Source organism: Paracoccus sp. J55, from assembly GCF_000513975.1.
Classification (GTDB): domain Bacteria; phylum Pseudomonadota; class Alphaproteobacteria; order Rhodobacterales; family Rhodobacteraceae; genus Paracoccus.
In genome coordinates this window covers 104513-119030 of record NZ_AZVA01000001.1, presented here as the reverse complement: position 1 = coordinate 119030, position 14518 = coordinate 104513, and the positions used below count along the sequence as shown (strand labels likewise).

13 protein-coding genes are annotated in these 14518 nt (G+C 68.5%); 8 read left to right on the top strand and 5 right to left on the bottom strand.

Annotated elements, in window-relative coordinates:
- Window positions 1-61: 61 nt before the first annotated feature.
- Window positions 62-949: a 1-acyl-sn-glycerol-3-phosphate acyltransferase gene (locus PARJ55_RS0100565; protein WP_371257415.1), complete on the bottom strand. Its 888-nt coding sequence runs from the start codon at window positions 947-949 to the stop codon at window positions 62-64.
- A gap of 71 nt (window positions 950-1020) precedes the next feature.
- The gene (gene pepN / locus PARJ55_RS0100560) at window positions 1021-3564 is read right to left on the bottom strand and encodes an aminopeptidase N (RefSeq protein ID WP_028711206.1); all 2544 of its coding nucleotides are present in this window, start codon (window positions 3562-3564) and stop codon (window positions 1021-1023) included.
- A gap of 149 nt (window positions 3565-3713) precedes the next feature.
- Between pepN and PARJ55_RS0100555 the strand changes: the two genes are divergently transcribed.
- The 6 genes from PARJ55_RS0100555 to PARJ55_RS0100530 all read left to right on the top strand — a co-directional run bounded on the left by PARJ55_RS0100555 (window position 3714) and on the right by PARJ55_RS0100530 (window position 10922).
- On the top strand, window positions 3714-4340 hold the full coding sequence (locus PARJ55_RS0100555; protein WP_028711205.1) for a hypothetical protein: 627 nt from the start codon (window positions 3714-3716) through the stop codon (window positions 4338-4340).
- A 171-nt stretch (window positions 4341-4511) separates the two neighbouring features.
- The gene (locus PARJ55_RS0100550) at window positions 4512-6659 is read left to right on the top strand and encodes a malate synthase G (RefSeq protein ID WP_028711204.1); all 2148 of its coding nucleotides are present in this window, start codon (window positions 4512-4514) and stop codon (window positions 6657-6659) included.
- Window positions 6656-7105, top strand: coding sequence for an isoprenylcysteine carboxylmethyltransferase family protein (locus PARJ55_RS0100545; RefSeq protein ID WP_232215644.1), 450 nt, complete (start codon window positions 6656-6658; stop codon window positions 7103-7105). Before PARJ55_RS0100550 ends, PARJ55_RS0100545 begins: the two co-directional genes overlap by 4 nt.
- Before the next feature lie 10 nt (window positions 7106-7115).
- Entirely contained in the window at window positions 7116-7796 is a 681-nt protein-coding gene (locus PARJ55_RS0100540; RefSeq protein WP_028711202.1) for a D-lyxose/D-mannose family sugar isomerase, read from the top strand.
- Window positions 7797-7891: 95 nt separating this feature from the next.
- Window positions 7892-9466 carry a Re/Si-specific NAD(P)(+) transhydrogenase subunit alpha gene (locus PARJ55_RS0100535; protein WP_028711201.1) on the top strand — a complete coding sequence of 525 codons (1575 nt, stop codon included), beginning with the start codon at window positions 7892-7894 and terminating at the stop codon, window positions 9464-9466.
- Window positions 9467-9479: 13 nt separating this feature from the next.
- Complete coding sequence (locus tag PARJ55_RS0100530; protein WP_028711200.1) at window positions 9480-10922, top strand: NAD(P)(+) transhydrogenase (Re/Si-specific) subunit beta; 1443 nt, start codon at window positions 9480-9482, stop codon at window positions 10920-10922.
- A 77-nt stretch (window positions 10923-10999) separates the two neighbouring features.
- On the opposite strand, the gene PARJ55_RS0100525 is transcribed toward PARJ55_RS0100530, so the two are convergent.
- The gene (locus PARJ55_RS0100525) at window positions 11000-11266 is read right to left on the bottom strand and encodes a hypothetical protein (RefSeq protein ID WP_028711199.1); all 267 of its coding nucleotides are present in this window, start codon (window positions 11264-11266) and stop codon (window positions 11000-11002) included.
- A gap of 141 nt (window positions 11267-11407) precedes the next feature.
- Window positions 11408-11917: a murein L,D-transpeptidase family protein gene (locus tag PARJ55_RS0100520; RefSeq protein WP_028711198.1), complete on the bottom strand. Its 510-nt coding sequence runs from the start codon at window positions 11915-11917 to the stop codon at window positions 11408-11410.
- Between the two features lie 176 nt (window positions 11918-12093).
- Here PARJ55_RS0100520 and PARJ55_RS0100515 point away from each other — a divergent pair, with 176 nt between their 5' ends.
- Together PARJ55_RS0100515 and PARJ55_RS0100510 are read left to right on the top strand one after the other, a co-directional pair.
- Entirely contained in the window at window positions 12094-13392 is a 1299-nt protein-coding gene (locus tag PARJ55_RS0100515) for a DUF3422 family protein (protein WP_028711197.1), read from the top strand.
- A 135-nt stretch (window positions 13393-13527) separates the two neighbouring features.
- Window positions 13528-13872 (top strand): arsenate reductase family protein, encoded by a 345-nt coding sequence (locus PARJ55_RS0100510; protein ID WP_036699117.1) that lies wholly within the window; start codon window positions 13528-13530, stop codon window positions 13870-13872.
- Window positions 13873-13880: 8 nt separating this feature from the next.
- Here the strand turns inward: PARJ55_RS0100510 and PARJ55_RS0100505 are convergent, their stop codons facing one another.
- Window positions 13881-14486 (bottom strand): YitT family protein, encoded by a 606-nt coding sequence (locus PARJ55_RS0100505; RefSeq protein ID WP_028711195.1) that lies wholly within the window; start codon window positions 14484-14486, stop codon window positions 13881-13883.
- Window positions 14487-14518 lie beyond the last annotated feature (32 nt).

Here is a 14518-nt window from a genome sequence, read left to right as displayed (position 1 = left end):
CACCGCTTTTCACCGTTTCCCAAATACTCATGCGAGTTTTCAGTCCCGGCGGCGTCGCCCCTCACTCGATCGGGCGCGGCTTGGCGAGCGCGTGGCGGCGCTGGAACAGGCCGCGGATCTGCGACATGCGCACGGCGTTCTGGCCCGGCGCGGGCAGGGCCAGAACTGCGTCCCGCAGCAGCGCGATGCCGTCCTCGCTGCGGCCGGGCAGCGACGCGGCCGGGATCGGGGGGCCGATGGTCACACGGAAGGGCTGGCCCGCCTTGTTCAGCACCTCGTTGAACAGCGTCACGTCGCGCAGTGTCGGGTGGATCGCGTCGAGCAGGTAGAACAGCGCCGAGTTCCGGGCGCGGATGCGCAGCGGGATGATCGGCGCGTCGAACTTCTTCGCAATCATTGCCGCGCTGGCCATCCAGGGCCGCTCGTGCAGCGTCAGGCCGCGGCGCTTGGCCAGCCGGCCCGAGGGGAAGATCAGGCCGATCCGCCCGCGTCCCAGCGCCTCGCGCGTGTAATCCATGGTGGCGCGGGTCTTGGCGTGGCTGCGCTTTTCGACGCGCCATTCCACCGGGGCGATCAGGCTGTCGAATTGCGGCAGGATGCGTAGGATGTCGTGATTGGCATAGACGAACAGGTCGTCGCGCACCGCCGTGATCACCGCGTTCAGCATGATGCCGTCGGCGATGCCGGTCGGGTGGTTCGAGACGATCAGCGCCGGGCCGGTGGCCGGGATATGCTCGAGTCCCTCGACCCGCAGGTCGCGCAGGATCAGCGCGGCAACGCGGCGCATGACCTCGTCCGTCGGCAGGTCGCGGTATTCGGCCGCCAGGTCCAGCGTGCGCGGATAGCGCAGGAGCCACATCAGCGCCCGACGCGCCAGAGCGTGGTGCCTCCGGCCCGAAAAAAGCCAGGGCGCCCGCTCGGCAATCAGCGGATCGAGACGGCGTTTCATGTCCTCGCGGGCATCCATGGGGCCAGTATTGCCGCGCCCGCCGGATACCCGCAAGGGTGGTTCGACCGGGGTCAGGCGCCACCGGCAAGGATGCGCGTAACCATCTCGGAGGTATTGCGCGACAGCCCGGGCATGGCGGCCAGCCGGCCGAGCGCGGCGCGGGCATGGGCCTGCCTGCCGGCGTCGTAGCGCGTCCAGGTCTCGAAGGCCGAGCACAGGCGCGCCGTGGTCTGCGGGTTCACCGGATCGAGCCGCATCAGCCAGTCCACGGTGAAACCGTAGCCCGAACCGTCGGCGGCGTGGAAGGCGGCATGGTTCGCGGTCAGCCCGCCGATCAGGGCGCGGAAGCGGTTGGGGTTCTTCCAGTCGAAATCCGGCCGCGCGGCAAGGTCGCGGGCGCGGGCCACGGCGCGGCCGGGCGCGGCGCGCAGCGGCTGGACCATGAACCACTTGTCCATGACCAGCCGGTTCCCGGCGAATTCCCGCGCAAAGGCGGCAAGCGCCTCGGCATCCCGGCCGGCGGCGATCAGGCATTCCAGCGCCCCCTGCCGCTCGGTCATGTTCGAGGCGGCGCCGAACAGCGCCTCGGCCCGTGCGCCGCCGTCGATGCGCGACAGCAGGCCCAGGCAGGCCAGGCGCAGACTGCGCCGCGCCGCGCCCTCGGCATCGGGCCTGTAAGGGCCGGGGGTCTGCATCGCCTCGTAGAGCCGGGCCAGAGCCGGCTCATGCGTTTGGGCAATGTCGCGGGCCAGCGCCTCGCGCCCGGCATGGATGGCTTCGGGGTCGGGGATCTGGCCGCGGGCGGCGATGGTCGTCGCGATCTCCTCCTCGCCGGGCAGCGCCAGGCAGAGCGCGGCGAAGGCCGGGTCGGCCTCGGCATCGTCCAGCAGCCCGGCGATGGCGCGGCCGAACCCGGTGCCGCCTTCGCCCCCGGCCGCCCGCGCGATCAGCCCGTCCAGTGCCAGGTCGTGGCCGGCCTGCCAGCGCGCGTAGGGGTCGGTGTCATGCGCCAGCAGCAGCGCCTGCTCGTCCGCGGTGATCTCGCGCGCGACCGTTACCGGCGCCGAGAAGCCGCGCAGCAGCGAGACCACCGGCCGCGCGCCCAGCCCGTCGAAATGGAAGCTCTGCCCGGCCTCGGTCATCTCCAGCACCGTGGTCGGCAGCACCTCGTCGCCATTGGGGCCGATCAGGCCGAGCGCGATCGGAATGACCCGCGGCCGCTTTTCCGGCTGGCCGGGGGTGGGCGCGGTCTCCTGGCGGAAATTCAGGGTCAGGCGGCCGTTCTGCCAGTCCTCGGAGAGCGTCAGCCGGGGCGTGCCGGCATCGGTATACCAGTGCTTGAACTGGGTCAGGTCCCGGCCGGTGGCGTCCTCGAAGACCTTGATCCAGTCCTCGATGGTGCAGGCCTGGCCGTCATGGCGATCGAAATACAGGTCGAGCGCCCGGCGATAGCCCTGATCGCCCACCAGCCGCTTGAGCATGCCGATGACCTCGGCGCCCTTTTCATAGACCGTGGCGGTGTAGAAATTGTTGATCTCCTGGTAATGATCGGGGCGCGGCGGATGCGCCAAGGGGCCCGCATCCTCACGGAACTGGCGGGCGCGCAGGGTCTGCACGTCATGGATGCGCTTGACCGCGGCCGAGCGCATGTCGCTGGTGAACTGCTGGTCGCGGAACACCGTCAGCCCTTCCTTCAGGCAAAGCTGGAACCAGTCGCGGCAGGTGATGCGGTTGCCGGTCCAGTTGTGGAAATATTCATGGCCGATCACGCCCTCGATGCGCTCGTAATCGCCGTCGGTCGCGGTCTCGGCACTGGCCAGCACCAGCTTGGAGTTGAAGATATTCAGCCCCTTGTTCTCCATCGCGCCCATGTTGAAATCATCGACGGCGACGATGTTGAACACGTCGAGATCGTATTCGCGCCCGTAGGCCTCTTCGTCCCATTTCATCGAGCGGATCAGCGATTCCATCGCATAGCCGGCGCGGTCCTGGTCGCCGGGGCGCACCCAGACGTTCAGCGCCACCTTGCGGCCCGACATGGTGGTGAAACTGTCCGGGACCGCCACCAGATCGCCCGCGACCAGCGCGAACAGATAGGCGGGCTTCGGCCAGGGATCGTGCCAGACGGCCTGGCCCGGCGCCTGCGAGACCGGGTTGCCGTTCGACAAGAGCACCGGCTTGTCCGAGCGGATGGTGACGCGGAAGGGCGCCATCACGTCCGGGCGGTCGGGATACCAGGTGATGTGGCGGAAACCCTCGGCCTCGCATTGCGTGCAGAACATGCCGCCCGACAGGTAAAGCCCCTCCAGCGCGGTATTCGCCTCGGGGTCGATCTCGACCTCGGCGGCGAAGGTGAAGGCGTCGGGCAGGTCGGCGGCGGGGATCACCAGCCGCTCGCCCGCGACTTGCGCGGGGTCGAGCGGGCGGCCGTCGATCGCCAGCGACAGCGTCCTGAGCCCGGCCCCGTCCAGCACCAGGTCGCCCGCGCCCTTGCGGCGGAAGTCGATCTGCGAGCGCACCCGCGTCGCGCGGGGGGTGAGGTCGAATTCCAGCCGGGTCTCGGCGATCTCGTAGGGATAGGGGCGCCAGTCGGCGAGATATTGCGTGACGGTCATGCGGCACCTTCCGGGCAGGTGAAAAAAATCGACGGCACAGGGGAACTTGTGCGAAACCCAAGTGTTAGACGCAGGATAGCCGGGTCGCAAGCCGGGGTCCGTCCCGGCCGACCAGCAGCAAGCGCCAACCAGAAGAGCGAGGAACAAGCATGGCCCATTACGACCCGAACGATCCGAAACGGACGGAAGGCACCGATCCGCAACGCCCGGCCGCCGCGCCCGAAACCTATGTCGAGCCGGTCGAGCGTCGCGCCTCGCCGCTGCCGCTGATCATCGGCATCCTGCTGGCCCTGGCCATCGCCTATTTCGTGCTGCAGTATTTCATGGGCCGCGACCAGGGCGCGACCACCACCGGCGAGGATGCCGCGGTGACCACCACCGAACCCGTCGACGGCGCCACCACCGAGCCCGCCGCCGACGCGGCCTCGGATGCGGCGACCGCCGCCGAGGATGCCGCCGAAGCCGCGGGAGAAGCCGCCAGCGAGGCCGCCACCGCCGCCGAGGATGCCGCAGATGCCGCCGGCACCGCGGTGAACGACGCGGTCGAGGACGCCACCAGCGCGGCCGGCGAAGCCGCCCAGGACGCCGCCGAAGCCGCGGGCGAGGCCGCGACCTCTGCACAGGAAGCCGCCGAGAGCGCCGCCGAGGCGACGGGTGAGGCGATGCAGGACGCCGGCGAGGCGCTGGACGACGCCATCACCGTGGAAGAGCCGGAGACCACCACGCCTCCGGCCGGTGAAACCACCACCACCACGCCGCCGCCGGCCAACAACTGATCGCCCCTTGGGGCTGCACGCCGCCGTCCGGTCCTCCGGGCGGCGGATTTTCAATTTATCCGCAAGAGTGAATTGCGGAATGCTTGAGGATCGGGCCGGTTGAAACGGGCGGCCGTTTGGCATACCACGGTGCACCAAGCCAGCCGGACATTTGAAGCAAGGGGAAATGCCATGGGTCGCGTGGAAAAGGCAGGATTGCGGGTCGACGAGAGGCTTGCCGCCTTCATCAACGAACGTGCGCTGCCCGGCAGCGGCGTCGAGCCGCGCCGTTTCTGGGAAGGGCTCTCGACTCTGATCCATGAGTTCGGCCCCCGCAACCGGGCGCTGCTGGACAAGCGCGACGAGCTGCAATCGGCCATCGACGCCTGGCATATCGCCCATCGCGCCGAGCCGAAGGATGCCGGCGCATACCGCGATTTCCTGACCGAGATCGGCTATCTGGTCCCGGAGGGCGAGGATTTCCAGATCGAGACCCCCGAGACCGATCCGGAATTCTCCAGCATCGCGGGGCCGCAACTGGTGGTGCCGATCACCAATGCGCGCTACGCGCTGAACGCCGCCAATGCCCGCTGGGGCAGCCTTTATGACGCCCTTTACGGCACCGATGCCCTGGGCGACCTGCCGCAGGGCAAGGGCTATGACGCCGCGCGCGGCGCCCGGGTGATCGCCTGGGGCCGCGATTTCCTCGACACCGCCGCGCCGCTGGCCGAGGGCTCCTGGGCCGGGATCGACGGGCTGTCGGTCAGGAATGGCGCGGTGGTCCCGGCACTGCGCGACGCCGCCAAGTTCGCCGGTCATCGCGGCGAGGCCGAAAATCCGACCGACATCTTCCTGAAGAACCACGGGCTGCTGATCCGCATCGTCCTCGATCCGTCCACCCCGGTCGGCGGGCAGGACAAGGCCGGCATCGCGGACATCGTGATCGAATCGGCGCTGTCGGCGATCATGGATTGCGAGGATTCCGTCGCCTGCGTCGACGGCCCGGACAAGGCGCTGGCCTATGCCAACTGGCTGGGCCTGATGGACGGCACCCTGGCCGAAGAGGTCGAGAAGGGCGGCAAGACCTTCACCCGCCGGCTGAACCCGGACGTGACCTTCACCGCGCCCGACGGCTCGGAGGTCACCGCCAAGGGTCGGGCGCTGATGCTGGTGCGCAATGTCGGCCACCTGATGACCACCCCGGCCGTGCTGGACCGCGAGGGCAACGAGGTCTTCGAGGGCCTGCTGGACGCCATGGTCACCACGCTTTGCGCCAAGCGCGACCTGGACCGCGAGGGGCCGAAGAACTCGGTCACGCAGTCGATCTATGTGGTCAAGCCCAAGATGCACGGGCCGGAAGAAGTCGCCTTCGCCTCCGAGACCTTCGATTTCGTCGAGGAGGTGCTGGGCCTGCCGCGCCATACCGTCAAGCTGGGCATCATGGACGAGGAGCGCCGCACCTCGGCCAATCTCAAGGAATGCATCCGTGCCGCGAAGCACCGGGTGGCCTTCATCAATACCGGCTTCCTCGATCGCACCGGGGACGAAATCCACACCTCGATGGAGGCGGGCGCCATGCTCGCCAAGGGCGAGATGAAGACCCAGCCCTGGATTTCCGCCTATGAGGACCGTAACGTCGATATCGGCCTGGCCTGCGGGCTGGCCGGCAAGGCGCAGATCGGCAAGGGCATGTGGGCGATCCCGGACCGCATGGCCGAGATGCTCGAGCAGAAGATCGCCCATCCCATGGCCGGCGCCAACACCGCCTGGGTGCCCAGCCCGACCGCCGCGACCCTGCACGCGACGCATTACCACAAGGTCGACGTCTTCGCCCGCCAGGCGCAGATCGCGGCCCTGCGCCGGCCCGCGCGGCTGGACGACCTGCTGACCATCCCCCTGGCCGGCGGCCGCAACTACAGCGAGGAGGAGATCGCCCGCGAACTCGAGAACAATTGCCAGGGCATCCTTGGCTATGTGGTGCGCTGGATCGACCAGGGGGTCGGCTGCTCGAAGGTGCCGGACATCAACGACGTGGGCCTGATGGAGGACCGCGCCACGCTGCGCATCTCGGCCCAGTCGCTGGCGAACTGGCTGCATCACGGCATCGTCACCGACCGGCAGGTCATGGATGCCTTCCGCAAGATGGCCGCGGTGGTGGATCGCCAGAACGCCGGCGACCCGGCCTATCTGCCCATGGCGCCCGGCTATGACGGCGTGGCCTTCCAGGCGGCCTGCGACCTGGTCTTCTTGGGCCGCATGCAGCCCTCGGGCTATACCGAGCCGGTGCTGCATGCCCGCCGCCTGCAGGCCAAGGCCGAGCGGGCGCAGCAGGCCGCGTGATCGTCGCGCGGCTGGCCGCCCTGCCGCCGGTCTGGCTGGCGCTTTTCGCGCTGGCCGGGGCGGGGGCGGGATGGCTGATCCCGCTGCCCCTGCCCGGAGGGCTGCGCGGGGCGGGTCTGGTCCTGATCGGTGCCGTGCTGGCGCTGATGCTCTGGGCGGCGCTGACCATGGCGCGGGCCCGCACCACTGTCATGCCCGGCCGCCGGCCCGAGGCGCTGGTGACCGGCGGACCGTTCCGCTTCTCGCGCAATCCGATCTATCTGGGCGACGTGATTCTGCTGGCCGGGCTGATGCTGGCGCTGGCGGCGCCCGCGGGGCTGGTGGTGGTGCCGGCCTTTGCCCTGTTCCTGCAGCGCCGCTTCATCCTGCGCGAAGAGGCGGTGATCGCCGCGGCTTTCGGTTCCGCCTATGACCGCTATAGGATGCAGGTCAGGCGCTGGATCTAGGGAGGTCATCATGGAACGCTCGCGCATCAACCGCATCATGGCCGAGGCGGCCGAGCTGATCGGCAAGGCAGGCTTCCACCTGCCGCCCTTCGCGCATTGGAGCCCCGAGGAGTTCCGCGCCCGCGCCACCCCCGCCATCCGCGAGGGCCGGCTGGGCTGGGACATCACCGATTACGGCCAGGGCGATTTCGACCGGCTCGGTCTGTTTCTTTTTACCCTGCGCAATGGCCGGCTGGCCGACCTGCAGGCCGGGCGGGGCATGGTCTATGCCGAAAAGCTGCTGATTTCGCAGGAAAACCAGATCAGCCCGATGCATACCCATGTCATCAAGACCGAGGATATCATCAACCGCTGGGGCGCCACCCTGGCCATCCGGCTCTGCGGTTCGGACGCGCAGGGCCGCATGGACCGCAATGCGCCTTGCCGGGTCGATTGCGACGGCATCCCGCGCGAGGTGGCGGCGGGCGGAGTGCTGCGGCTGGGGCCGGGCGAATCCGTGACCCTGCGGCCCGGGGACTGGCATGAATTCTGGGCCGAGGGCGGGCCGGTGCTGATCGGCGAGGTCTCGACGGTAAACGACGATCTGACCGACAATATCTTCGCGGCACCCATCGGCAGGTTCGCGAATGTCGTCGAGGACGAGGCGCCGCTGCACCTTCTGGTCAGCGATTACGATTCTGACGTGACGTAACATTTCCGGATCGCTCCCGCCGTCACGCCCTTGTGAAAGATTATTGCGCTCTGCTATGGGGGACGTTGGAAGTCGCTAACAGGGGAGATCGCCTGGTGAAGATCGGCGGATTGAGAGAGCGTTTTGGGGGTGAGGCGCGTGTTGCGGTGACTCCGTCCTCTGCGGCGCATCTGCAGAAGCTTGGGCATGAGGTTTACGTCGAGGCGGGCGCCGGGGTTCGTGCGGGGTTTTCGGACGCGGCCTATGAGGCGGCCGGGGTCGCGGTGCTGCCGGACGCCGCGGCGCTGATCGGCGCGGTGGACGTGGTGGTCAAGGTGCGGCCGCCCGAGCCCGGGGAACTGCGGCAGATGCGGCGCGGCCAGGTGCTGATCTCGCATTTCTGGCCGGCGCAGAACCCGGACCTGCTGGAGCTGGCGCGCGAGCAGGGCGTCACCGCCATCGCCATGGACATGGTGCCGCGCATCTCGCGCGCGCAGAAGATGGATGCGCTGTCGTCGATGGCCAATATCGCCGGCTACCGGGCGGTGATCGAGGCGGCGAACAATTTCGGCCGCTTCTTCACCGGCCAGGTGACGGCGGCGGGCAAGGTGCCGCCGGCCAAGGTGCTGGTGGTGGGCGCCGGCGTCGCCGGGCTTGCCGCCATCGGCGCCGCGGTCAGCCTGGGCGCGCAGGTCCATGCCTTCGACGTGCGCCCCGAGGTGGCCGAGCAGATCGAATCGATGGGCGCGGAATTCGTCTACCTGGACTTCCAGGACCAGGTGCAGGACGGGGCCGCCACCGGCGGCTATGCGGCGCCCTCCTCGCCCGAGTTCCGCGAAAAGCAGCTCGAGAAGTTCCGCGAACTGGCGCCCGAGATGGACATCGTCATCACCACGGCGCTGATCCCCGGCCGCGACGCGCCGAAGCTGTGGACCGCCGACATGGTCGCGGCGATGAAGACCGGCTCGGTCATCGTCGACCTGGCGGCCGAGCGCGGCGGCAATTGCGAGCTGACCGTCCCGGATGAGCGCATCGTCACCGAAAACGGCGTGGTGGTGATCGGCTATACCGATTTCCCGTCGAGGATGGGGGCGCAAGCCTCTGAACTTTACGGCAACAACATCCGCCACATGCTCTCGGACCTGACGCCGGGCAAGGACGGCGTCATCGTCCAGAACATGGAGGACGACGTGATCCGCGGCTCGACCGTCACCCATGACGGCGACGTGACCTGGCCGCCGCCGCCGCCCAAGGTCGCGGCCATCGCCGCCGCGAAGCCCAAGGAAAAGCCCAAGGAGCCGACCCCCGAGGAACGGCGCGCGCAGGAAATCGCCGCCTTCCGCGCCCAGACCCGCAGCCAGGTGACGCTGCTCGGCGCGGGGGCGGTGCTGATGCTGCTGGTGGGCCTGTTCGCCCCGGCCAGCTTCCTGTCGCATTTCATCGTCTTCGTGCTGGCGGTCTTCGTCGGCTTCCAGGTGATCTGGAACGTCAGCCATTCGCTGCACACGCCCTTGATGGCGATCACCAATGCCATCTCCTCGATCATCATCGTCGGCGCGCTGCTGCAGATCGGCTCGGGCGGCTGGCTGGTGGTGCTTCTGGCGGCGCTGTCGGTGCTGATGGCGGGCGTCAACATCTTCGGCGGCTTCCTGGTCACGCGCCGGATGCTCGCCATGTTCCAGAAGTCGTAAGGGGAGAGGGCGCATGGAATACGGATTCACCACCGCCGCCTATGTGGTCGCGGCCGTGCTGTTCATCCTGTCCCTGGGCGGGCTCTCGGGCCAGGAAAGCGCCAAGCGCGCGGTCTGGTACGGCATCGCGGCCATGGCGCTGGCGGTGGTCGCGACGCTGATCGGGCCGGGCTATGGCAATTGGGGGCTGACGCTGGTCATGCTGGCCATCGGCGGCGGCGTCGGCTGGTATGTCGCCAAGCGGGTGCAGATGACCGAGATGCCGCAGCTGGTCGCGGCCATGCACAGCCTGGTCGGCCTCGCCGCGGTGCTGATCGGCTTCAACGCCCAGTTCGAGCTGGCGCGGGTGATCCGCGCCCGCGCCACGGATGCCGCCGCGCATTTCGAGGGCTTCGCCGCGGTGCTGGCGCACAAGACCCCGGCCGAGATCGCCATGCTGAAGGTCGAGGTCTTCCTGGGCATCTTCATCGGCGCGGTGACCTTCACCGGCTCGGTGGTGGCCTTCGGCAAGCTGGCGGGCAAGATCGACGGCAAGCCCCGCAAGCTGCCGGGCGGGCATATGCTGAACGCCGGCGCGGCGGCGCTGTCGGTGCTGCTGGGCGTCCTCTATTGCGCCGGGATCGGGCCGGCGGTGCCGTGGCTGCTGCTGATCACGCTGCTGGCCTTCTTCATCGGCTATCACCTGATCATGGGCATCGGCGGCGCCGACATGCCGGTGGTGGTGTCGATGCTGAACAGCTATTCCGGCTGGGCGGCGGCGGCGATCGGCTTCACGCTGGGCAACGACCTGCTGATCGTGGTGGGCGCGCTGGTCGGCTCCTCGGGTGCGATCCTGAGCTACATCATGTGCAAGGCGATGAACCGCAATTTCGTCAGCGTGATCCTGGGCGGCTTCGGCGGCGAGGCGGGCCCGGCGATGGAGATCGAGGGCGAGCAGGTGGCCATCGACGCCGACAGCGTGGCGGCGGCCTTGAACGATGCCGACGAGATCATCATCGTGCCGGGCTATGGCATGGCGGTGGCGCAGGCGCAGCAATCGGTGTCGGAACTGACCCGCAAGCTGCGCGCCAAGGGCAAGACCGTGCGCTTCGCCATCCACCCGGTGGCGGGCCGCCTGCCGGGGCATATGAACGTGCTGCTGGCCGAGGCCAAGGTGCCCTATGACATCGTGCTGGAGATGGACGAGATCAACGAGGATTTCCCCTCGACCGACGTGGCGATCGTGATCGGCTCGAACGACATCGTGAACCCGGCGGCGCAGGAGGACCCCAACAGCCCCATCGCCGGCATGCCGGTGCTGGAGGTCTGGAAGGCCAAGCAGGTCTTCGTCAGCAAGCGCGGCCAGGGCACCGGCTATTCCGGCATCGAGAACCCGCTCTTCTACAAGGAAAACACCCGCATGTTCTACGGCGACGCAAAGAAATCCATCGACCAGCTCCTGCCCATGATCGAGTGAGGGGGGGGGAAATGACGAAAGCGGGCCGCGAGGCCCGCTTTTTTTCATATCCGCGCCTTTAGTCCCGGGTCCCGGCTTCAGATCGCATCCAGCATCGACTTGATGACATCGGTGGGCAGGGCGGGATGCAGCGCCAGCTTGCGGGTGCGCTTGCCCTTGCGCGGGATCAGCAGCGCGCAGCGCGTGGCAAGCGCAAGCGAGCCCTCGCCCGACTGGGCGATGGCCCCCGCCCGCCAGCGCGAATGCGGTCCGAAACGCATGATGCTTTCGATGGTGCCGGGCACATAGCCCTCGGTCTCGGCCGAATCGATCAGGGCGTCGTGGATGATGGGGGGCAGATACATGGGTGCCGGCATTCGAGGATCAACATTTCAGCCATGTGTTAATCCGCGGCGGCCGCGATGAGTATATGCCCTTTTGAACAGGTCTGCCATACAAGCCATGCGCGTATCGCGCCGGCCCGGTTCGTCCGCTGGCCGAAAGGCTCAGGGCGTGATCAGGATCGGCGTGCCGTCGCGCACCATGGCGTAGATATCCTCGACCTCGGCATCGGTGACGGAGATGCAGCCGGCCGTCCAGTCGTGGCGCAGCTTCGAGAGCGCCCGCCCCTCGGGGCCCTGGCCATGGATGAAGATGTCGCTGCCGGCGCTGCGCCCGATGGCCGCCGCCAGCGCCTTGTCCTGCGCATTGGGATAGGAGATCCCGATGGACAGGTGGTAGCGGCTGTCGGGATTGCGGCGGTCGATGAAATAGAGCCCCTCGGGGGTCTTGCCGTCGCCCTCGAACTGCTTGTGGCCGATGGGCTCGTTGCCCAGCCCGATGCGATAGGCTTTCAGCACCGTATTGCCGCTGAGCAGCAGCATCTGCCGCGCGCCCTTGTTGACCACGACCTGCGTGACCGGAGGGCCGGAATAGGTCTTGAACTTGCTGGGCGCGCAGGCGGCAAGCCCAAGGATAAGCGCGATGGCGCAGATGCGACTCAGCCAGCCTGTCATGCGATGCCCTCGATCCGGTGTTTTGCCTTATTTTGCCTGTCCCGCGCCCGCTGGGCAATGCGGCAGGCTTCACGAAATCCTGATGCGCCGGGCGGCGGCGTGGCAGATTTGCCAGCGCCGCGAAATCGCCGGGCTTTCCTGTTGCGGGAAAGATGGCCGCGGCTAATCATGCGGCCATGAACGACGAAGACGAACACCCCCAGCGTTACGCCCTGGTGAACGAGTTGCATGCCCGGCCCTCGCCGCGGCTTCGGGCGCCCTGCACCGCGGTCTTTCTGGCGATCAAGGAGCCGCGCGACGCCGCCAACCGCGACCGGGCCCGGGACGTGGCGCATCTGGCCGAGCTTTGCGCCCGGCACGGCGCGCCGCGCCCCGACACCAGCGCCGGGCATTACGCGGCGCAGCTGGGCCGCCATCAACTGCGCTGGGAAAGCCATACCGAGTTCGTCACCTATGCCGCCTTCGCGCCCGGCCTGCCGCCGCGGCCCTTCGACCCCTCGGCCGGGGCGATCTTTCCGCATGACTGGCAGCACCACGCGCCGGGCAAGCGCATTGCCGCGGTGATGATCCAGGTCGATATCCTGCCGGAGGATCCGGCCGACATCCTGCCGCGCCTGTCGGAATGGTTCGCGGCCGACAGCATGGCCTCGGTCTGGGTGCTGGAGGAGGCGGCGGTGGTGGCCGGCGATTTCCGCATCGATCCGGCCGGCTGGATGCGCTTTGCGCTGTTCGTCAAGCCCGGTACCCAATCGGGCCGGATCGGCCGCATCGTCCAGCGCCTGCTGGATCTTGAGACCTATCGCGCCATGTCCATGCTGGGCCTGGGCCGCGCCCGTGAACTGACCCGGCAGCTGAACGCGCTGGACCCGCAGCTCAGCGACATCGTCCAGGGCATGAGCGACGACAGCCGCCCCGCCGACGCGGTGCTGCAAGACCTGCTCTCGGTCTCGACCCGGCTGGAGAGCGCGGCGACCCAGCACGCCTTCCGCTTCGGCGCCAATGCGGCCTATGAGGCCATCGTCATGGACCGCGTCGCCTCGCTGCGCGAGTCGCGCTTTCTCGGCGGGCAGATGCTGACCGAGTTCATGGCGCGGCGCTATCTGCCCGCCATGCGGACCGCGAAATCGGCCGAGAAGCGGCTCTCGGCCATGCTGGACCGCAGCGAGCGCGCCGGCGAGCTGCTGCGCACCCGCGTCGATGTGCAGCGCAGCGCCCAGAATCAGGAGTTGATGCAGCGCATGGACCGCCGCGCCGACCTGCAATTGCGGCTGCAGCACACGGTCGAGGGGCTGTCGGTCGTGGCGATCAGCTATTACGCGGTCGGCCTGCTGGGCTATGCGCTTTATCCGCTGGCCCATGCGCTGCATATCGACAAGGCGGTGCTGGTCGCGGCGCTGACGCCGGTCGCGGTGCTTGGCGTCTGGCTGGGCATGCGGCGCATCCGGGCGCGGCTGCATGACGGCAGCGGCCACTAGCGCCGGCCGCGGGCTTGGCCGATAAGGCGCGCAATCCGTGACCCGAAGAAGGAGAGAATCGGTGAGACAGGCCCTTTCCCTTTGCGCGGTGCTGGCCCTTGCGGCCTGCGGCGTGCCCCTGGTGCCCTTCGTCTGATGGCGGGGCGGCTCATGATGTATGGCCTCGGCCATTGCTCGACCTGCCAGAAGGCGCAGGCCGAGCTGGAGGCCGCAGGCTGGCAGGTCGAATTCCGCGACGTGGCCAAGGTGCCGCTGGACCGGGAGGAATGGCAGCGCATGATCGCCGAGTTCGGCGAGAAGCTGGTCAACCGCGCCAGCCTGACCTGGCGCGGCATGTCCGAGGAGGAGCGCGCCGGCACGCCCCTGCAGATGCTGTCGGCCAAGCCCTCGCTGATGAAGCGCCCGGCCATCGTCCAGGACGACAAGCGCCTGCTGGGTTGGACCGCGAACGTCAAGCGCGCGCTGGGGGTGGCGGCCTAGGCCGCCCTTCACACGACATAGCGGTCGCGGCGGTGGTTGATCGCGATCACCAGGTTCAGCACCAGCGCGCCCAGAAAGGACCAGGCGACGCTTTGCCAGTCGCGCAGCATCAGCGCCGCCAGGAACAGGCAGGCGTCGAAGATCAGTTGCGTCCAGCCGGCGCGAAAGCCGGTCGCGTCCTGCAGATACAGCGCCACGATGCCGATCCCGCCCAACGAGGCGCCGTGCCGGAACAGCGCCAGCAGCGCCGAACCGGTTAGGAAGCCGACCAGGACGGCGCCCACCGCCGGATGGACATGGCCGAATTCCAGCCCGGCCGGCAGGACCGCGACCAGGACCGACATCGCCGCCACGGCGGTGAAGGTCTTGAGCATGAAGCCCAGCCCCAGCCGCCGGTAGCCCAGCCAGTAGAAGGGCAGGTTCACCACGAAGAACACCGGCGCGAAGCCCCAGCCGGTGGCATAGGAGATCAGGATCGCCAGCCCCGCCGTCTGTCCGGTGACGAAGCCCAGATGGGTCAGCAGCAGCACGCCGGTCGCGGCCATGAAGCTGCCATAGGCCAGACCTTGCGCGTCCTCGATCGGACTGTGGCGGCGGGGAGATGTGTCGCTCATCCGCCCCTCTTGCCCGCGGCGGCGAGGGGCGG